This is a genomic window from Salinicoccus cyprini, assembly GCF_007713705.1.
Lineage (GTDB): Bacteria > Bacillota > Bacilli > Staphylococcales > Salinicoccaceae > Salinicoccus > Salinicoccus cyprini.
Map to the genome: position 1 here is coordinate 188,844 of NZ_VMSJ01000005.1, position 20,751 is coordinate 209,594.

Genomic DNA, 20,751 nt, shown 5'->3' on the forward strand with positions numbered 1-20,751 from the left:
AAGCATGGAAAAGCCGAGGATCCAATGATCCTCGGCTTTTTGTCTATCGTTGATTTTCATTCATCTTCAAGGAATTGAAGCAGTGCTGCTGATTGTCCCAGCCGAGATGCTGCCGGGATTTGACGAAGGATGCTCTGAAGAACTGGGCAATCTTTTCCTTCTCCTGTTCATCGCGGCCATTTTTCATTTCGTACAGGTATTCGGCCATCTCAGCTTTGAAGTAGCTGCCTTCCGGGAAGCTGTCATCGACTTCAAGTACCGTATCGGAAACGAACGGGTAGGGAAGGACAAAGAAAGTCGGGTCTTTGAAAGTGTCATCGCCGAGCCAGAAGCCGAACTCGATCATATGCTCGTCGAAAGCGGCACGCTCGATGACTTTCGTGTCATCTGGGAAAGGTTCGAACTGGTCGTAGACTGCGAAGCAGGAGACATCGAACGTGCCCCAGAACAGTCCCGGCATCGCCTTGCGTATTCTAAGCGGGGCAAGAAACATCGCTTCAGCGTCACTGGCATACTGGAACCACGCGAGTATTTCCCGGGAAACATCCGGATTGTAGTGGTGGTGATCTTCATCAAGTTCGAAAGGCGTTGTCGTCTTCATTTCCTGTGGTGTCGTGAAGATGGAGAGGTAGAGGCCGAGCCGGCGTGCGGCATCCATGATCTCTTCATAATACGTGCGGACGGTTTTGCCATCTTCAAGTGCAACTGTTTCGTCTCCTGAAACCGTTTCGACAATGACCCGGTTGTGCACAAGGTCGGCTTCGATGATGAAGGCCTCTCCATTCTGCTTCAGTAGTCCAGTTGTAAATCCGCGCGGTGTGATGTCGAGAACGACATGGGCCCATTGGGGCTGTTGATGTGCATACTCGAGTTTGATCTTACCGATAATCTGAGAAACCAGCTGCAGTGTTGTGATCTCTTTCATATTTTCCTGATAAAAACTCATATTCATTACCTCAAGGGTATTATATCTAATGGATTGATAAAAATACCAATAACTGCACCAAAGCGCCCGGGGACCAGGCCCCGGGCGCTTCTTTCAGTATCCGACAAACAGCAGTGCCAGTACATAGATGATCGGGAACGAAATGATCGTCCTCAGTATGAATATGGCAAGCAGTTCCCAGACGGATACGGGAATCTTCGATTTGAGGAGCAGGGCACCGACTTCAGAGAAGTAGATGATCTGCACGAGTGACATGACGGCGATCAGAAACTTCGTGAACATGCTGTCGATGCCGGAACCGATGACGGATGGCAGGAACATGTCGGTGACGCCGATGATGAATGCCGGTGCTGCGGCAGCGGCTTCTGGTACATTGATGAGTTCCAGGAACAGCTGGACCGGGTAGCTCAAGTAGGTGAATACAGGTGTATACTCGGCGACAATCAGTGCCAGTGTACCAATTGCGATGACGACGGGAATCAGGCCGCCATATATATCAACAACATTCAGTGTACCGTCCTTGATGATGCCTTTCGGTCCATCGCTTTCGTCGGCTCTTTTGTAGGCACGTGTCGTTGCGGTCTTGAGCATCGTACTTTCAACATCTCTGTCATCGATCTGTTTGCCAGTCACTTCATAGTACGTGTCCTCCTTTTTGGACAGGGGCGGTATGCGTACCATGACGAGTGCTGTCAGTATGCAGGCGATGGCCATCGTCATATAGAACTGCAGGAAATATTCCTCAATGCCGATGAAGGAGGCGATGACCAGGCTGAACGGAATGGAAAGGACTGAGAAGTTGGTGGCGATATTCATCGCTTCACGCTTCGTGTAAAACCCCTTTTCGTACTGTTGTGTCGTAATCATGACACCGACCGGGCTGCTGCCCATCCATGAAGCGAGGGCATCGATAGAGGAGCGTCCGGGCACTCTGTACAACGGACGGATGACGGGTTCAAGGAATGTACCGATGAATTCCATCAGGCCGAAGTTCATCAGGAGCGGCATGAGGAAGGCTGCAAGCAGGAGCCATGTGGCGAGTATCGGCACGAGGCTGTTCATCATCGTGCCGCCTGTCGCGTCACTCGTGATCGCTTCAGGACCGAGTCCGAGGACGACCATGCCGGCAAAGACAGTACCAAGCACACGGAGTGTGAACCAGAGCCAGTCGAGCACGAAGATGTCCTTCATTTTCTGAGACTGGCTGAACGCATTGCGGTTGATCAGTGTACCGTAGATGGTGATAATCAGAAAGATGGACATGATGACAGTGAGAATTGCTGGAATCTGAGTCTCCAGATTACCAAGTATGTAGTCGGCGAATATACCGAGAATGATGGTCCATTGACCGTTGAAGTAGACCGGGACGATGAACAGGAGCAGGGCGATGATGGAAATTGTCCACGTCTTTACTTTGGTCTGTGTTGAGAAGTGCATAAATAAACCTCTTTTCGTATCTTTATGAATTATATAATAATAAAGGAAAACGGAGCTCATGTCTATACATTGTTGCTCTCAAAAAAATTAAGTCGTATATTCAGCGGGAATTTCCAACCAAGAGAGCTGAATTACATATGCTGCTTCATCTGATAGCTTGCCCTTATTTTAATTATCTTTTAAACATTGAACTTCGTCATCCAGCTGCCTCGGTGAAAAATAAGCTGTTTTTTAAAATTATAGTGCAAGTCATCACCTAGATCAGTAGATAGTATTATTCCATTTATAGTGAATATAGTAAATCTATCGTTAAGTTTTTCAGATAATTATGATAAAATTATATACAAATAAATTCATAATTTCAGTTATGTTATGAAAGTCTTAACCATTTTTGATGCTGGGTATTAAGGACTGGATTTTAATATATTCAGTTCAATATTATATAAAGGGGAGGAAAAACGATGGGGAAAGTTTCGTGGTCAAGATTGACATTCCTGCTGATGCTGATCTTTGTATTGGCTTTGGCAGCATGTGGCAATGGTGGTACTTCAGAAGAAGAATCCACTGAGGAATCGGATACTGCAACAGAAGAAACAGAAGAAACAACTGAGGAATCCACTGAAGAACCGGAGGAAACAACAGAAGAGAGTGAAGAATCCGAAGAAGCAACAGAAGAGAGTGATGAAAGTACAGATACTGGATCTGAATCAGCAGAAACCGAACCAAAAGTGACTGAGTTTGAACCCGCATTCCCGGAACAGACAAGAGCACCTGAAGTAGAGACTGAAACAGAACTTGATGTGGAAGTTGTTACTGAGGGTCTTGGCGTAACCTGGGGTATGGTGGAGTTTGATACAAACCGCCTACTTGTTACGCAAAGGGATTCAGCAGAACTTCTTATTGTAAACCTTGAAGATGGCTCTGTTTCCGAGCCAATCCAAGGGACACCAGAAGTGAATAACGAAGATCAAGGTGGTTTGCTTGATGTAGCCATTGCACCTGATTTTGACGAATCAAGACTAGTATTTCTGACGTTTTCTCAAGATATTGAAGGCGGGACTGTAACTGCTGTCGGTAAAGGTGTTCTGTCAGAAGATGAAACCGCACTTGAAGATTTTGAAGTGATCTTCCAGGCAACACCAGCATATGAGGGTACCCTGCACTATGGTGGACGTATCATCTTCGATGATGAAGGCAACCTGTTCCTGACAACGGGTGAGCGTTCAGATGATCCAATCCGCGAACGTGCACAAGACTTGGATGCCTACTTAGGTAAAGTCATCCACATTACACCAGATGGAGAACCAGTAGATACGAATCCGTTCATCGAAGATGAAGACGCACTGGATGGTATCTACAGTTACGGTCACCGTAATATTCAAGGTGTCGACTTCCACCCTGAAACAGGAGACTTATGGATTGTTGAATTCGGTCCACAAGCCGGGGATGAACTGAATATCATCGAGCCAGGCAATAACTATGGATGGCCAATCGTCTCCTATGGTATCGAGTACACTGGTGAATTGATCAATGAGGGGATTTCAGAGCACGAGGCGCAAGGCTTTGTTGAACCAAGATATTATTGGGATCCGACAAGTGCACCAAGTGGCATGTCATTCTATGACAACGACGCAATCCCTGAATGGGAGAATAACCTGTTCATCGGAGGACTCGCGCCGAACTATATTGTACGTGTCGTTATTGAAGATGACCTCATCGTTGGAGAAGAACGTCTATTGACTGAAGAAGGCGAACGTTTCCGTGATATTCTTGTAACTGAAGATGGCGCGCTTATTGCATCGACTGATGGCGGTCTGATCTATAGGATTACTGCAGCAGGTGAAGGCACAGAATAAGACGACGCTGAATAACTTGGTATTCTCTAAAAGCTTCTAACCTTATGTTAATGTCATTAACTTAAGGCGCTTGCCAATATTAAAGAAGCAGGCATTCATGTAAATCCATTGAATGTCTGCTTCTTTTTTGCTACCTGTTCAGATTGGAAAATTAAAGAATGTTAAATAATTATTATAGGTATGAGACACAAAAATGAAAGTGATGGTAAACAGTAAGGTGAGGGATATCAATTTAAACGATACAGACAGAAAGGCTATTCATGTTGCTAAGGACTGTATGTGGAAGCAAGGAAAGTAGTTGATCACACCTTTATGTACGGATCAAGCTTTGTTCCTTAATGGCAAATTCACCGAAGAGCGAAAAAGAAGTTATCAACCGCAATGGAGTTTTACATAGATGCGACGATCCAAAGTTATAAGAAGTAGTCGCAGTGCTAAGCCTCCTTACAGTATTAGATTCTATTCAGTAGGTTCAGAGGCTGATTAAAGAGGCGGTGTAAGATAAAACCTGCTACATGCGGGTAAATGCTTTTTAAATTATATTTTGTTCTCAAAATCCATATCTAAATTTCCAAATATATAATATAATTGGAAATAATATGAAAAAATTATATCTTTAGGTGATAAATGATGAATGCATATAAAGAATATGAAAACCTACTTACAAAAACCTATGATGAAGCAGTTGAATTTTTACTTCAGAAATACGGTGCCGCCCAATATGATTATTTCAGTGAAAAGTCATACCAGAGATTTGAAAATGGAGAAATTAAAAACATAACAAGGGGGAAATATAAAAGAACCAACGAGGGGCTATATTGCCATCACATAGATGAAATTAAAGAATTAAAAATATCAGATCCGTTATTTATTAAGAAGAATAAAATTCCCTTTCAGTATCAAAAGAAAGATAGATTAGTTTATTGCGATTTGATTGAGCACACTATTTTGCACATTTTGATTACAAAAGAGACATCTCACGAATTTGGCGCTCCAGGATATGAGGCATATCTAAAACCAATGATTGAAGAGTGGTATGTAGACAAATTCATCCCCAAGCCTGAGTGGATGAAAGCCTGTCGCAATAGATCTTTTTTAAGTGACGAAGAAGCAATCCTGATAGTAAAAGCAATGGAAGAAACGTTAGGTAGAACTTATTACGACACCCCGTTTGATTTTCACGATGCGAGACGCAGAAGGGAACAGGAACTCGAAGAAGCGCTAGAAGAGCGTCGAAGAAAAGCGGATAAAGAATGGGAAGAAATATCGAAGGCATGCAGAGAAAGCGAACTGCAAATTCAAAGAAGAAAAGCGGAAGAATTCTACTATGCTTATCCAAGATTCAAGGATATGGGTATACACCTTGGAACACCGAGAGCAAAAGTAATAGCTTTGTTATATGACTATAAATTTAAGGATAGCTTTAAAACGAAGAAAGAACTTGATTTAGCATTGAAACCTTTTATCAAAGACAAGCTTTTCAAGGAGTTATACTTAGCACTTGATAAAAACTAGAAAGACGTTGAACTTTGCATCATTTTAGCTGAAAGCTTCTAACTAAAATCAGTTTACATATCCTCACTTATAAGCAGCCACTAAAGCATAAGGGAATAGAAATGAAAAGCAAGTGCAGAGTAATTATTCTGCACTTGCTTTTTTTCAATATTTTTAAGGATAACAAGAAAAACTCCAACGAAAAAAGATGAAGAAACAACTGTCAATTGTAACTTTGTAAAAAGGCCCAATATACTCGGTGTTGCTTCTGTTTTATTTTGTACTGACTTTAGGTGATAATTGCACTATATAAGATGCTAATATTATCTTTTTCACAAATTAAGTTTCAATGTAAAATTTGTTATATCACTATAGTAACGCTTCTATCAATAAGATTAAGAATATGAAGCTTTATGGAGGTTAATGTATGGCAAGAGTCTTGGTTGTTGATGATGATAAGAACACTTTAAAATTTGTCCGGTTACATCTGGAAGAAGAAGGATATGATGTAATCGAAGCAACGGATGGAAGGGACGCGTTAAAAAAGCTGAAGACCCTCCCTTGTGATATCGCAGTAGTAGATGTGATGATGCCTTTTATGGATGGTATATCTTTGACAAAAGAAATTCGGAACACATATGACATCCCAATTATTATTTTAACAGCGAAAGATCAGATTGATGATAAAGCAGTCGGCTTTGAAGCAGGCACTGATGATTATCTGACCAAGCCTTTCGAAACGAAAGAGCTGGTGTTCAGGATTAAGGCGCTTCTTCGCCGGTATGTCGATTCTGAGAGTGATAATGATCCAATACGACTTGGGAATATTTTGATTCTTCATGAAAACTACTCAATAAAAATTGATACCAAAACAATCAAACTGCCACTTAAGGAATTTGAACTGTTATATTTACTGGCAAAAAATTCTCAGCGTGTTTTCTCCCGTGAACAAATCATCGAAAATGTTTGGGATTTGGATTTTGAGGGGGATAACCGGACAGTGGATGTCCATATCAAAAGATTGAGGCAACGCTTCAGTCATCTGTCCGTGCCGTTCAGCATCCGTACAGTAAGGGGCGTAGGTTATACACTGGAGATGAATCAATGATGAGATCCTTGTATAGCACTTTTGCTGCAACGACAATAGGCATCATGCTCACCAGTTTCCTGGTCGCATTTCTAATTTCAAATGCATACTACCAGCAATATTTGAAACCGGTCAACGATGAGAAAAATACTCGAATTGCTCAGGAGATATCTACTTTCATTGAAGAGAACCCCGAGATTGCAATGGATGAATATCTGAAAAACATTGCGGATATCGGTTATCAAATCTATCTGTTCGAGACGATGCAGAATGGAATCCTCTACGGTGCTGAATTCAGAGAAAATGAACTTTCTATAAGTATAGTGCAAGATGTTCTTGATGGAAATATCTATCACGGCATGCGGGAATTTCCACGAGAGACTTTTGTCACGGGATTTTTTGCCAATGAGCTGGAGAATACCATCGGTGTTCCTGTAAATTATGATGGTGGAAATTACGCAATATTCATAAGGCCGGACATACAGATGCTATTCAATGAAATGCATCTGTTGTTTGGCTGGTTATTTCTGATCACCATCATCTTAAGCATCATTCTCGTTCTTATTGCCACCAAATATATGGTTCGTCCTGTGAGCCGTCTGAGCAGGGCGACAAAGATACTATCCTCCGGAAATTATAATGTCGAGGGACTAGAGACAGGAAGGAAGGACGAAATGGGCGAATTGACAAACAACTTTGTCAAAATGGCAGAGAAAATACGGCAGAATGAAAATATGCGCAAGGATTTCATATCAAATATTTCCCACGATATACAGTCTCCGCTCTCCAACATCAAAGGGTATGGTATGCTTTTGAAAAATGAACTGGTTGAGAATGAAAAAGGGCTCGAATATGTACGGATCATTGATGATGAATCCAATCGAATCAGTTCGATGACCAACCAGTTACTGCTCTTGTCATCACTCGATCAGGAATCGCATATCTTAAAAGTAGAAGAATATAATGTAGGCAGACAGATACGACAGTTGATTCACAACTATGAATGGAAAATCGACTCGAATAACCTGATGCTCTCCCATGATATCCCGGATGTGGAGATTACTGCTGACCAGGCCTTGATGAATACAGTGTGGGATAATCTGATTTCCAATGCTCTGAAATATAATAGCACGTTCGGTGAGATCGAGATTGAATTGATGGAGTATGACAAAGAGATAAAGGTGAGTTTCAAAGATACAGGCATCGGCATGGATGATGCGGTGAAGCAGCGTATCTTCGAGAGGTTCTACAGAGAAGATACCGCGAGATCCCATAGGGTCCCAGGGTCAGGTCTTGGCTTATCCATTGTCCATAAAGTGATTTCTCTCCATGAAGGGACAATCTGTGTGGAGTCAAACCAGAATGGGCAGGGCAGCATATTCACTGTGACACTACCGAAAAAATAAAATGATCCTTCTCAGTTCATATTGCGTTCATATTTCGATTATAGAATATGAAGTATCAATCAACTGAGGAGGATTTTATTTATGAAAAATCCAAGTAAAGTACTGCTTGTCTTCGCTGGGATGTTTGGCGTAATCGGGGCAGTGATGGGTGCCCATATGGCTGGATCAGGGGGATATGCCTTCCGTCCAGTGCATACGCACGTTCTCGTGGTCGGCTGGCTGACATTATTCTCATGGGCCGTATTCTATAAGGTCTTCAGCATAAAGAACACACTTCTGACGAAAATTCATGTATGGACCAGCATCGTCGGCACCACCGGCTTGACGGCAGGGATGTATCTGCATATGGTCAGTCAGATTGAAATGCCGGACATCGTAACGCTGATTATATATATCGGTGGCGGTGTGGCTGTTCTGATCAGCTTCATACTATTCTTCGCCCAGACACTCATCTACAAACCGGAGAACAATTAATGGAGGGGGGATTAAAATGAAGATGGCGTGGAAGGAAATAATGAAGTCCAAGACAAGATATTTGATCCTTGGATCAATCATCTTTCTGATCAGTCTGCTGACGATGATCATTTCAGGATTGGCGAATGGGCTCTCCTACGACAATGCATCTTTAATCAAAGATATGCCAGAAGGTACATTCTATATGCAGGAAGAAGCAGAAGGACAGTACAACTTTTCAAGTCTTGATGGAGAAACCAGGAATGAAATTGAGGAAGCTTCATCCGATGCCATGTTTTTGTCCATCCAAATGGGAGAGGTCGAAGCTGCTGATGAAAAGAGGCATGGTGTTGCATTCGTCAGTACAGCCAATAGTGATCATTTCCCTGATGTAGAGGCCAAGCGGCTAGTTCTTGATAATTCCATTATGAAAGAGGGAATCAGTGAAGACGAGAAAATGACAAATGGTCTGCTGGATCATTCATTAAAGGTGGATGGATTTACTGATCAGCAAAAGTTCAGCCATGCCCCTGTTGCCTTCATCAATCATGATGATTTCCAGAATATGTACAGGACGGATGCATTTCAATTAGCTTTCATAGAAGGAAATGAAGCGCCCGTAATCGATGGATTAAGCCAGTTCACCAACGATGAATTTTTAAATACGATACCAAGCTACAGTGCAGAGCAGTTATCTTTGAATATGATTGTTGTATTTCTATTCGTCATCAGCGGAATGTTATTTGGCATCTTCTTTTATATGATCAACGTACAAAAAATCGCAACTTACGGCATATTGAAAGCGGTCGGGGTTAAAACGTCTACACTATTCAAAATGATGTGGGTGCAGATGATCATCATTACCATCATTTCTCTGGTGCTCTCAGTCGGAATCAGCCAATTGCTTGGAGCTGTGATGCCTGAAGGAATGCCGTTCCTGCTGACATTGAGTTCGTCTTCAATGATGTCCCTTGTCTTCCTGGTGGTCGGTTTTATTGGATCGACAGTATCAGGCATCCAGATCAGTAAAGTGGAGCCGATGCAGGCAATCAATCAAGGAGGTATGTAACATGGCCATACTCACTATCAATGGATTGGAGAAAACATTCAAGCATGGCAGTACTGAAGAAAAGATTCTTAAAGGCATTGACCTTGATCTTCCCGAAGGTGAAATCACTGCACTGGTCGGTGCCTCCGGTTCCGGCAAAAGCACCCTGCTGACCATAGTGGCCGGTTTACAGAAATCAACAAAAGGAGAGATCTTTTTTGCAGATGAAAATTTGACTTCGCTGAACAGCAATCAGGTGAGGAATATACGTGCAAAAAGATTTGGCTTCGTTTTTCAGCAGGCTCACCTGGTGCCATTCTTGACGGTTCAGGAACAATTGGGTCTGATGCTGGATACAGCCGAACTAAAGTGGTCTAAGGAAGAGAGAAGGCAAGAGATCAAAGCTATTCTTAAAAAAGTGGATATGTGGCATCATAGAGATACTTACCCAGACAGTCTATCCGGTGGAGAAAAGCAGCGGGTTGCCATCGCACGCGCTGTCATTCATCAACCAGAAATATTATTTGCCGATGAACCGACTGCAAGTTTGGACTCAAAGCGATCTAAGGAAGTGATGGAACTATTAACATCATTATCAAAAGAATTCAGGATTACAGTTTTAATGGTCACACATGATGAAAGTGCATTGAAATATGCAGATTACACGATAGAGATGAAGGATGGATTGATTGAGTAATCAAAGTGATATGGTTACTTTCACATTCAAACAGTTCTTAGTAATATAATATGGGGTTTCGAAGGAGTGGATTCAAATACAGTATGACCCATAAAAAACTCCCACTTGCCGTGGTACCCTTCTAAAGTTGAACTCCCAAATTCAGCTTTAGGGGTGCTTTTTTATGCAGCCATTCAGCATACCAAGAAAAGCAGCACTCATCATATTATTTATAGAGTCTCTGTATTTCTTTATAGTTCTTTTTTGATATAGTAATCATTTTTATACTCTTCCAGTAAACGATCGTTTATTGGACGATTTGCCACATCCGTGAAATCGTCCTGTGACTTTAGTAACTATTTTGCATCTATTTTAAGTGTTATTTTGCATACTCAATTTAGAAACCCAGCTGTCTTCGTGATAAGCTGAGCTTTTTAACTTTAGTGCAAAATAATATCGAAATTGACACCCAATTTTCACATAACCATCTTTTCTGAATATAATTAAAATACACCCTAATCATACACTCGAAAACCAGTGAATTCAACACTCTAGTATTGTCTATTTAGGGTCTACCTTGATTAGACATAACTAAATTTAAATTAAAACCTGTAAATATTTAATAAACAGTCGTTTTTAATAAAGTTTACCCAAGTCATATGGCATCCTCTTTCATTTTTCACTCTTTTTTGTGAAAAGCAGTACTTGGGACACAATGGCAAGTACAGGCAATTCAATTAAAGGTCCGATAACCAAAGCCAAAGCAATGAGTGGCTGGTTGGGAAATGCTGTGACAGCTATAGCTAAGGCTACCGGAGAATTTCGCGCAATAATCGTCAAACTTAAGCTGACCGAATCTTCATAGGAAAACTTCAAGATTCTTCCCACCAGACGACCTAATACATAGTTGATAACAAAAAACATCAAGATAGGTATAATTAAAATATAAATGACTTCCAAGTTATCAAGTAAGTATGAACCTTAAGAAGCGAACATTGCCATAATGGCTAATGACAAAAAGAAAATCTGAGCATTGCTAAAAAAGGGTATAACTTTGCTGTTTAAAACTGATTCTTTTTTTCTCAATAGGAATCTCGTAAGGTGAGAAAGTACGAAAGGAACGATTAATACAATCAATATACTCTCTATAAGTGTCGAGAGGGGTATCGTTTCAATGCTTCCAGCGAACAGTAGTAGATATACAGGCAAAAACACGACTTGTAGAATCAAATTAATCGGTAGAACCGATGTTGAAAGAGACACATTTCCTTTTGCTATGCCTGTAAATGCCAGATACCAATCCGTGCAAGGTGTCACCATAAGCATAATGAAACCAATCCATAAAGCCGGATGGTTTGATAAGAAAATAGCCCCTAAACCCCAGGCTAATACTGGTGTCCATATAAAATTAATGATAGTACTGGATCCAAGGAACCTGATATTTAAAAATGCTTTTTTAGTTGATGCAGTGGAATCGTCAAAAACAATCCATAGAGCATTAAGAATAAGAACGGAACAACCAGAGTCTCTGCATATTGTTCAATTACGTCTAATTGTCCTAATAAAAGACCTGAACCAATAGCGAATAGTATAATAAAAGTTTGGAATTTTTCTAATGTCCCCATAAATAAATCTCTTTTCCATTTAAAAATTTTCTTATAAGATGAACCTTTCTGCAAATCAGTATAATATAATCTATCAATGATTGCCTTGATTTCTAATTGAAGTGGTAGGAAAAAGATAGATGCAATTTTATATCAATTAGAATGATAGACTTGATAATACTCATTATTACGAATATCTTGACAATAGTGCCAAACATTTTTAATATATGAATATATATGAATATAAGCATATATTAATTGAGAATTATCATTATGACTAGGAAGAGGTGAGCAATCATAAAAGACATTGAGGAAAACGAAACTGTTTATAACACCAAAGATCTTGATGAAGAAACTTTATTTGTTGTATCTCAGACTTTCAAAGCATTAAGTGATCCGACACGAATCAGAATACTAAATTTGCTTTTTCTTAAAGAATATTCCGTGAACGATATTGCTGAAAACTTACATTTAAGACAATCTACTGTCTCCCACCAATTAAGGTTTTTGAAAAATTTGCGATTGGTCAAATATAGAAGAGAGGGTACTACTCTATATTATTCCCATGATGATGCACATGTAATGAACATGTTGAAAGAGACAATTGATCACGCTTGTCACCACTAAACAAAGAAATATGGGAGAACTATATATATAGAGATCAATTTAACATACCCATCTGCAAATATTAATAGGAGGTAATTGGATGAGTCAGGAGCATGACCATACACATGGTACGAACAAAAAGACCTTGATGATCAGTTTCTTCATTATCACAGGATATATGATTATTGAAGCGATTGGGGGTTTCTTGACCAATAGTCTCGCCTTACTAGCTGACGCGGGTCATATGTTAAGTGATTCAATTTCGCTGGGTGTTGGGTTGTTGGCTTTTATACTTGGAGAAAAAGCTGCCGATTATAGTAAAACATATGGATATAAACGGTTTGAAATTCTTGCAGCAGTATTTAACGGAGTTACTCTGGTATTGATTGCCATTTACATTTTTTATGAGGCGTACCAACGGTTTACAGACCCTCCTGAAGTGGCCTCTACTGGTATGTTGATAATCGCTACCATCGGATTACTGGTAAATATCCTTGTAGCATGGCTCCTCATGCGAGGCGGGGATACGAAGGAAAACTTGAATATACGTGCAGCATTTTTACATGTGATCGGCGATCTGCTTGGTTCAGTGGGTGCCATTATTGCGGCTTTGATGATTATCTTCTTCAACTGGGGCTGGGCAGATCCGATGGCAAGTGTGATTGTCGCAATGCTTGTATTAATAAGTGGGTGGCGTGTGACAAAAGAGTCCATTCATGTATTGATGGAAGGTACACCCAAAAATGTTGAAATCGATGCAGTGATTAGAACCATAGAGAGTGTTCCTGGTGTGAATAACATGCATGATTTACATGTATGGAGTATTACAAGTGGTCAAAATGCACTTTCATGCCATGTGGTAGTGGATGGAAGCATTTCTGTTCAGGAAAGCCAGGAAATGTTGAAAACAATTGAACAAAAGCTGGAAGACGAGAATATTGGCCATGCAACTATTCAGATGGAAAGTGAAAATCATCCTCATAAAGATTCTGTAATGTGCAAGGATGACAATATATAGCATAATCATGAACATTAAATAAGAGAATATATTGCATTATGAAAAAGCTGCCATAATATTTATGGCAGCTTTTTTAGCACACTTCATTACTATATATTTGACGATTTCATTACAACTCTTACAGCACACATCTTTTTAGTTGATTAAATGATATGATTCCTATATAAATTATGGCAGCTTGAACAGGAGAATGTTACATGTTTGATTTAAGAATAATGTATGTGGTTATAGCGGCTACACTGTTATTTGTTGCGATTCCGTTCGAAGAAGCCAGTGGACACTCTGTTTTAGAAGCAGCCGACCCAGTGGATGGAGAACAACTCGAAGAAACCATAGATACAATAGAACTCTACTTTAGTACAAAGATTGAAAATGGGAGCACCCTTTACCTTACGAATGAAGAGGGTCAGGAGCTTCAACCATCAGCTATTGATATAGAAGATGATGAAATGAAAGCAACATTTAAAGATGTGCTCGAATCAGGAACGTATAGAGTGAATTGGAAGATCATCGGAAGTGATGGGCATTTGATTGAGGATGGGTATTCTTTCTCAATATTGGGAACTGAAGATAGTAAAATTCAGAAAGGTGTCAATCAAAATGAGAATAATATTAATACCGAAACAAATGATGCCGGTCAGAATAATACTGACTATGGGGTGGGGAATGAACCGAATGATCAATCTTCCGGCTCAAAAAATACAACCGGAGAACAGACGGATACCGTAAATGATCGAGTTTCGTTAAGTACTGTAATCATAATTCTTCTTGTAGTTATTGGTACAATATTTGCAATCTGGTTATTTACTGATAAACGCAAAAAGTAGGAGGTGAATTGAAATGCTTTTAGTTTCCTTGACAGAATTTATATTATACATTTGTTTCTCGCTCCTCATCGGCTCTTTGATTTTATATATCGTTCCGGAAGATAAGAGGACAACTTTGAACGTGCCCAAAAAGTTACTATATTTAACGGCTATTTTAATACCTATAACCGTTTTCTTTCCAGTTTTTCGAACGGCAAGTATATTGGCTGGAGATATGGGTCTCTGGTCAACCTTAATGAATGTAATACTGACCTTTGAAATTGGCAAAGCCTGGTTGTTTATCAGTTTTATATCCATCATTCTCATATTTGTATTGAGAGCCAGGCACCTGACAGAAAAGTTGCATTTAAAAATGTGGGCTTTGGTTTTAACCTTATTGATGCTGTTCGGCTACACAAATTCAGCACATGCTGCCACCATTACCGAATGGCAAGGATTCATTGTACATACACTTCATTTCATGTCAATTAGCATATGGATAGGAATTCTTTTTGTAATCAGCTGGTTTTCCAAGGATAAACATAATTGGACACCATTTTTGAAATGGTTTACTCCAGTGGCAATAATATGCCTTGCAATCGCGATCATTACAGGGTACTTTACTATGGAAATTGATATTGATTCATATGATGATGTGAACGCTTCTGTGCTGCAGGAATATCAGAACAGTCTTATAGTGAATTACGGCCAGGCATTGGTTCTGAAGCATATATTTATCATTTCACTTGTAATATTCGCTTTGATAAATGGATTTCTGTTTAGGAAGCAGCAAAATAATGCGTCATTCAACCCTTTAAAATGGGCAAGACTGGAAAGTATCTATGCTTTGGTTGTGTTCGGGCTGACAGCCTTTATGGGGCAGTCCTGGCCACCGCATCAAATTTATAGTCTGGTAAAAACAGAGGGGGCTTCCCCCCTATTTAATGCATTGTACGATGGAGATATTGTAAACACTATCCAGAATGCTGAACAGGGGGGCGTGTTCAATGTCACCATGTCATTTGCTTTGGAAAACTACCTGTTATTCGCTTTAGGTTTGTTGTTTTTATTATTGACCATATACTCAGCTGTACGAAAAAAGTCTGTTTTCGCTTCTACATTCTCCTCTTTACTGATGTCTATATCCATTTACGTTGGAATTATTTTAGGTGTGCAATAGGTGCAGTAAAACAAATCAATATATAAGCAAAAGAGGTGCCATCAATTTTGATGACACCTCTTTTAATAATGATTTTCTATTTTCTAACAAGAAGCATACATGCTGAAACTAATGAGAACGCAATTAAGGCTAAAAATGGTATTGTGATGAATCCAAGCCAATTAATATACTCGGTACTGCATGGCACACCATTGGCACATGGTTTAATTTCCGCAAATCCAGGTACTTTTTGTTCTAAATAATGAAAGAGAGAAATTGAACTGCCAATGATTGATATTGGTAATACATATTTCTTAACAGATTTATCATTTTGAAAGGTGGCTATTCCAAGTATCAATACTAAAGGATACATTAGGATTCTCTGGTACCAGCAAAGTTCACAAGGAATGAAGCTTTGTATTTCGCTGAAGTATAGACTGCCAAGTGTTGCTATAATTGAGACCAACCATGCTACATATAATAATAGCTGAGAAATATCTGTTTTTCTCATATCTTAATTTTCCTCTAATTCAGAGTCTATTACCTCTTTAATTGACTCATAATCGAATGGGTCTTCTATTATTGTCTCATTTATCATAATAGTTGGGGTGAATTGAACGCCAATTTCTGAAGCCAGCTCCGAATCTCTATTCACTGCGTCCATCTCTGAATTATTTTCAATCGAAGATTTCAAATCATTTGTATCAATACCTGAGACTCCGCTCGCTATTTCAAGGATATTTTCAGTTGTAATCCAACTTCTATCGTGGTCATCACTCGGTTGTGCTTCGAAGAGCGCTTTATGAAATTCCCAATAAGCATCAGGATTTTGTTTATAGACGGATTCAGCTGCTAATGATCCTAATTCAGACTCTTCTCCATGAAATAAGACATTTACATAAGAGAACTTCACTTCTCCTGTATCGACATAGTCATTTACCAGTTTTGGAAAAACATCTGATCCCCAAGCTTTACAAGCTGGACATTTGAAATCTCCGAATTCTACTATTGTAACAGGCGCATCTGAATCGCCTAATGTCGGTTGGTCTTCAATTGGAGGTTGCTTACCTGATACCATTCCCTGACTCGATTGGGAATTAGTATTGTAGATAATAACACCTGCAATAACCAATACCACAATAGCCAGGGTAGCAATTACAATAAATTTAAATGTAGAGGAATTACTTCTTTTCATTAAAACACCTGCCTATTTTTATTTAACACTAATTGTATCACCAAACTCTTCGTTTAATGAGCCAATCATGTATTGTTCGAATTTATGTCAAAACTGGAATTATATCAGCATACCAATCTATATGCGAAAATAAAGTTACTTAAAATACTGGCTTATTTAAGAATCGTAGAACAAAAAACAAACCACCTTGAAAAGAATTAATCAAAGTGGTTTGTTTTTTCGAATTAGATCTTAGCTAAGGTTCGAAAATAGATTGTTTTTTAAATATTTATACAGTTTAGATATAACACTTTAAAAGAGAAGGGAAGTCAAAGCATTAAACGTACCGTTCTCAAACATAATATAAATTCCTAGCCCTATAAAAACAATGGGAACGATCCAACGTTCATATTTCTCAATCTTTTCTGATACGAAATCCAAGGAAGCCAATCGATAACTGATGTAGCACAGAACGCCAACCGTGATTGAGAAGACTATGACGGCAACAATAATTTCAGTCATATCCAATGTCGTGAAGTAAGGGATGTAGATGGAGAAATCATCCGCACTGGAAGCCAACACGATGAAAGTGACCGTCACAAATAATTGATTGAATCTGCCTGAGGAGAAGAGAGAGAGAATGTTGCTTTCATTCTCATTCTCATCCTCTTTAATCCATATCCTTATACCCAGGTAAAGGGGCAGGAGCCCAAGCAAACCAATCATCCATTGCTGGGGAACCAGATTGGCAACCCCCAAAGCGACCAGAAGGCTCACACCAATGATAATTGCCGTTCCTATATACTGACCGATCCAAATATGTTTGATCTGATCCTTTTTCACTTGTGAGAACAGAAGAATCAATATAATAAGGTAATCGATGCCTGTTGCTACGTAAACCGCAGCAGCTGTAAATGCCGTTACAATCATTCTTACATCTCCAATATTTTAAAATTTCGATTCAAAGTGAAGAGATTCAAAACCTATTCATCTTCCTTCACACGCATGAGTCTCAAACCATTGAGTGCGACTAATACCGTGGCACCCATATCTGAGAGGATCGCAATCCAAAGTGTCAACCAGCCTGGAATCACCAACAGCAGAGCAATCAGTTTGATTCCAATGGCAAAAGCGATATTCGCTTTGATGATGTTCAATGTTTTACGGCTAAGTTTGATGGTAAAGGGCAGTTTCCTCAGGTCATCGCCCATTAAAGCGACATCTGCTGTTTCAAGGGCTGTATCTGTACCGGCCCCACCCATGGCGATGCCAACTGTGGAAGCTGCCAATGCCGGAGCATCATTGACACCGTCTCCGACCATTCCCACATGATTATATTCGGTTTTCAATTGTTTGATTACATCGAGTTTATCCTGTGGCAGCAATTCAGATCGAACATCTGTGACACCGACATGTTCACCGATGGCATTGGCAGTACTATGGTTGTCACCTGTAAGCATGATTGTTTTTTTAATGCCTGCCTGATGCAGTTTCTGAAGCACTTCTTTACTTGATTCGCGTACTTCATCGGCAACCGCAATGATTGCTTGGACGGCATTCTCTGTGCCCGCAAGCATGACCGTTTTCCCTTGTTTCTGAAGCGTTTTGACATCCTTTTCAATTGTATTGCTGAAATTGGCTGCCTGTATCTCTTTAAACAATGCCGGGCTGCCAATGTAATACATCTTATCATTGATCTTACCCCTTATCCCTTTGCCCGTAATGGAAGAAAAGTCTTCGACGTGTATATCGGAATAGGGAACATTATTGCTATCCGCTTTCTTTATGATTGCTGATGCCAATGGGTGTTGGGAACGATATTCCAATGCTGTGATGACTGCCAGCATTTCCTTTTCATCAATTGCATTGTCGATTAAACGATAATCAGTTACAACCGGGACGCCTTTTGTGAGTGTGCCGGTCTTATCAAATGCAATGGCCTTTAATCCACCCATTTCTTCGAGGTAGACCCCGCCTTTTACAAGGACTCCCTTCTTGGCAGCATTTCCGATTGCTGAAACAATGGATATCGGAGTAGAAATGACCAATGCACAAGGACAACCTACAACGAGAACCGCTAACCCTTGATACACCCAAGTGGACCAGCTCGCACCGAAAAATAACGGGGGTACAATCGCAACCAGCACTGCGACACCCATAATGGCAGGCGTATAATATTTTGCAAATTTATCAACGAATGCCTGGGCAGGAGCACGCTCACCTTGTGCTTCTTCCACCAGATGAATGATTTTGGCAATGGTCGTATCTTCAACCAATTTAGTGATTTTAACTTCCAGTAAGCCTTCTTCGTTCAGTGTCCCTGCAAATACTTCATCATCGATCGATTTTTCAACCGGCACTGATTCACCTGTGATTGCTGCCTGGTTGATTGCAGAGTAGCCATTGACAATTACGCCGTCCATAGCAATTTTCTGTCCAGGCTTAACAATCATGATATCGCCCACAGCAATATCATTGACGTGCACTGTCATTTCCTGTCCGTTGCGTCTGACAAGAGCCTCTTTGGGTGCGATATCCATCAACGAACTGATGGATTGTCTCGCACGGTCCATCGAGAAGCGCTCCAGAGCTTCGCTGATGGCAAAGAGAATGACGACAATTGCCACTTCTGCCCATTCGCCTATGATTACACCACCAATAACAGCAACTGTCATGAGTGTGCGCATATCAAATTCAAACCGGACTAAATTCTGGAGACCCGTTTTCAGCATTGAAGCCCCTCCGACAATCATGGAAGTGATGAACAGCAGTGGTGTAAGAATATTGTCATCACCATTCACCAACATTGAAATGAAGCCAAAAGCGATAAACAGTAGCGAATAGAGCAGAGTGCTGTGCTTTTTATAAAATGGAATGGTTACTTCCTTTTCTTTTTTGTCTTGTCCACTTTCTTCCCGGGATTTCTCAGGCACCACTTTGAGGTTTTCAAACGCCCCTGCTTCTTCCAGTTCCTCAACCGTTGCAGAACCATATACAGAAATTTTTGATGCGCCAAAATTCACCTTCGCATCTTGAACTTCAGGTAGTTTCTTCACATTGTTCTCAAATGTGCCAGCACAATTCGCACAGGAAAACCCCTGAACACGGTAAACATTTTTTTCTTTATTAACTTCTGGTTGCGCTTGACGACTAGACTTTTCAGGCACCACTTTGAGGTTTTCAAACGCACCTGCTTCTTCCAATTCTTCAATCGTTGTGGACCCGTAGACTGAGATTTTAGAGGCGCCAAAATTGACTTTCGCGTCTTGAACTTCCGGTAGTTTCTTCACATTGCGCTCAAATTTCCCTGCACAGTTCGCACAGGAAAACCCCTGAACACGGTAAACTTTTTTTTCTTCTTCAGTCAGCTCTGCAATCCCTTCAGACATTGGTTATCACTTCTTTCCTATGTATTAATGCAATCGTCATGATTTCTTTAATATGCTGATCTTCCAGTGAATAGAACGCGAGTTTCCCTTCTTTCCTGAATGTAACGATGCCTTCTTTGTAGAGCGTGCGTAAATGATGAGATGCATTTGCTACAGTCACACCGAGTATATTTGCGATATCACAGACGCATAATTCCTCTTCCTTGCATAAGGAATAGGTGATTTTTGCCCTATTCACATCGGCAATAGCCTTAAGCATCTGTGATATACCGGCAATATCTACAGTTTGTAAATTCTCTTGCATCCGGTTAACCTTTTCCTCGTCATAACAAAAAATATCACAAGCATCTGTCTTATTCATATTCCACCTCTTCATTCAAATTTTAATTTGAATATATTATAAACTTTATATTTTTATTATTCAAGTGATTACTTTATTGAAGATGAAAAAAGGTGAGATAACTCTAACGATTGGATATACTGTCAACATAACAAAACATCGATCAGGTTCTGGTTTTAAACCACGGTTCAATTCTAGAAAGAGGGATCATGAGGAACTGAGCAGACACCGTGAAATCTATCATAAAATATG

At 40.1% G+C, this 20,751-nt stretch carries 18 protein-coding genes and 1 pseudogene; 11 read left to right on the forward strand and 8 right to left on the reverse strand.

All coding sequences use genetic code 11. The features are described 5' to 3' along the window. Positions 1-43 precede the first annotated feature (43 nt). Together FO441_RS11365 and FO441_RS11370 are read right to left on the reverse strand one after the other, a co-directional pair. A complete protein-coding gene (locus tag FO441_RS11365; protein WP_145290220.1) occupies positions 44-946 on the reverse strand; it encodes a DUF5996 family protein in 903 nt (300 codons plus the stop codon). 93 nt (positions 947-1,039) lie between these two features. Then, the gene (locus FO441_RS11370; RefSeq protein ID WP_145290223.1) at positions 1,040-2,383 is read right to left on the reverse strand and encodes a YjiH family protein; all 1,344 of its coding nucleotides are present in this window, start codon (positions 2,381-2,383) and stop codon (positions 1,040-1,042) included. Between the two features lie 461 nt (positions 2,384-2,844). Here FO441_RS11370 and FO441_RS11375 point away from each other — a divergent pair, with 461 nt between their 5' ends. The 7 genes from FO441_RS11375 (at position 2,845) to FO441_RS11405 (ending at position 10,424) form a co-directional block, all read left to right on the forward strand. Next, positions 2,845-4,239 (forward strand): PQQ-dependent sugar dehydrogenase, encoded by a 1,395-nt coding sequence (locus tag FO441_RS11375; RefSeq protein WP_145290226.1) that lies wholly within the window; start codon positions 2,845-2,847, stop codon positions 4,237-4,239. Between the two features lie 630 nt (positions 4,240-4,869). Continuing rightward, a complete protein-coding gene (locus FO441_RS12705; RefSeq protein ID WP_246095134.1) occupies positions 4,870-5,754 on the forward strand; it encodes an SAV1803-related protein in 885 nt (294 codons plus the stop codon). A 406-nt stretch (positions 5,755-6,160) separates the two neighbouring features. After that, a complete protein-coding gene (locus FO441_RS11385; RefSeq protein WP_145290228.1) occupies positions 6,161-6,841 on the forward strand; it encodes a response regulator transcription factor in 681 nt (226 codons plus the stop codon). Further along, positions 6,838-8,226, forward strand: coding sequence for a HAMP domain-containing sensor histidine kinase (locus FO441_RS11390; protein ID WP_342782192.1), 1,389 nt, complete (start codon positions 6,838-6,840; stop codon positions 8,224-8,226). Before FO441_RS11385 ends, FO441_RS11390 begins: the two co-directional genes overlap by 4 nt. 81 nt (positions 8,227-8,307) lie before the next feature. After that, positions 8,308-8,700, forward strand: a complete 393-nt coding sequence (locus tag FO441_RS11395; protein WP_145290232.1) for a hypothetical protein — start codon at positions 8,308-8,310, stop codon at positions 8,698-8,700. A 16-nt stretch (positions 8,701-8,716) separates the two neighbouring features. Further along, positions 8,717-9,748 (forward strand): FtsX-like permease family protein, encoded by a 1,032-nt coding sequence (locus tag FO441_RS11400; protein ID WP_145290235.1) that lies wholly within the window; start codon positions 8,717-8,719, stop codon positions 9,746-9,748. A gap of 1 nt (position 9,749) precedes the next feature. Then, positions 9,750-10,424, forward strand: a complete 675-nt coding sequence (locus FO441_RS11405; RefSeq protein ID WP_145290238.1) for an ABC transporter ATP-binding protein — start codon at positions 9,750-9,752, stop codon at positions 10,422-10,424. A gap of 651 nt (positions 10,425-11,075) precedes the next feature. Here the strand turns inward: FO441_RS11405 and FO441_RS11410 are convergent. Continuing rightward, positions 11,076-12,028: pseudogene (locus FO441_RS11410) on the reverse strand (arsenic resistance protein). A 285-nt stretch (positions 12,029-12,313) separates the two neighbouring features. On the opposite strand from FO441_RS11410, the gene FO441_RS11415 reads away from it, so the two are divergent. The 4 genes from FO441_RS11415 (at position 12,314) to FO441_RS11430 (ending at position 15,617) form a co-directional block, all read left to right on the forward strand. Then, the gene (locus FO441_RS11415) at positions 12,314-12,634 is read left to right on the forward strand and encodes an ArsR/SmtB family transcription factor (RefSeq protein ID WP_425473452.1); all 321 of its coding nucleotides are present in this window, start codon (positions 12,314-12,316) and stop codon (positions 12,632-12,634) included. 79 nt (positions 12,635-12,713) lie between these two features. Then, positions 12,714-13,631 (forward strand): cation diffusion facilitator family transporter, encoded by a 918-nt coding sequence (locus FO441_RS11420; RefSeq protein WP_145290243.1) that lies wholly within the window; start codon positions 12,714-12,716, stop codon positions 13,629-13,631. Positions 13,632-13,828: 197 nt separating this feature from the next. Then, entirely contained in the window at positions 13,829-14,458 is a 630-nt protein-coding gene (locus FO441_RS11425) for a copper resistance CopC family protein (RefSeq protein WP_145290246.1), read from the forward strand. 13 nt (positions 14,459-14,471) lie between these two features. Further along, a complete protein-coding gene (locus tag FO441_RS11430) occupies positions 14,472-15,617 on the forward strand; it encodes a copper resistance D family protein (protein ID WP_145290249.1) in 1,146 nt (381 codons plus the stop codon). Between the two features lie 76 nt (positions 15,618-15,693). On the opposite strand, the gene FO441_RS11435 is transcribed toward FO441_RS11430, so the two are convergent. The 5 genes from FO441_RS11435 to FO441_RS11455 all read right to left on the reverse strand — a co-directional run bounded on the left by FO441_RS11435 (position 15,694) and on the right by FO441_RS11455 (position 20,520). Continuing rightward, positions 15,694-16,107 carry a disulfide oxidoreductase gene (locus tag FO441_RS11435; RefSeq protein WP_111747095.1) on the reverse strand — a complete coding sequence of 138 codons (414 nt, stop codon included), beginning with the start codon at positions 16,105-16,107 and terminating at the stop codon, positions 15,694-15,696. Between the two features lie 3 nt (positions 16,108-16,110). Next, entirely contained in the window at positions 16,111-16,791 is a 681-nt protein-coding gene (locus FO441_RS11440) for a DsbA family protein (RefSeq protein WP_145290252.1), read from the reverse strand. A gap of 291 nt (positions 16,792-17,082) precedes the next feature. Next, the gene (locus FO441_RS11445) at positions 17,083-17,700 is read right to left on the reverse strand and encodes a CadD family cadmium resistance transporter (RefSeq protein WP_145290254.1); all 618 of its coding nucleotides are present in this window, start codon (positions 17,698-17,700) and stop codon (positions 17,083-17,085) included. Between the two features lie 53 nt (positions 17,701-17,753). Then, the gene (locus FO441_RS11450; RefSeq protein WP_145290257.1) at positions 17,754-20,159 is read right to left on the reverse strand and encodes a heavy metal translocating P-type ATPase; all 2,406 of its coding nucleotides are present in this window, start codon (positions 20,157-20,159) and stop codon (positions 17,754-17,756) included. Then, the gene (locus FO441_RS11455) at positions 20,152-20,520 is read right to left on the reverse strand and encodes an ArsR/SmtB family transcription factor (protein ID WP_145290260.1); all 369 of its coding nucleotides are present in this window, start codon (positions 20,518-20,520) and stop codon (positions 20,152-20,154) included. The genes FO441_RS11450 and FO441_RS11455 overlap by 8 nt, the downstream gene beginning before the upstream one ends. Between the last annotated feature and the right edge of the window lie 231 nt (positions 20,521-20,751).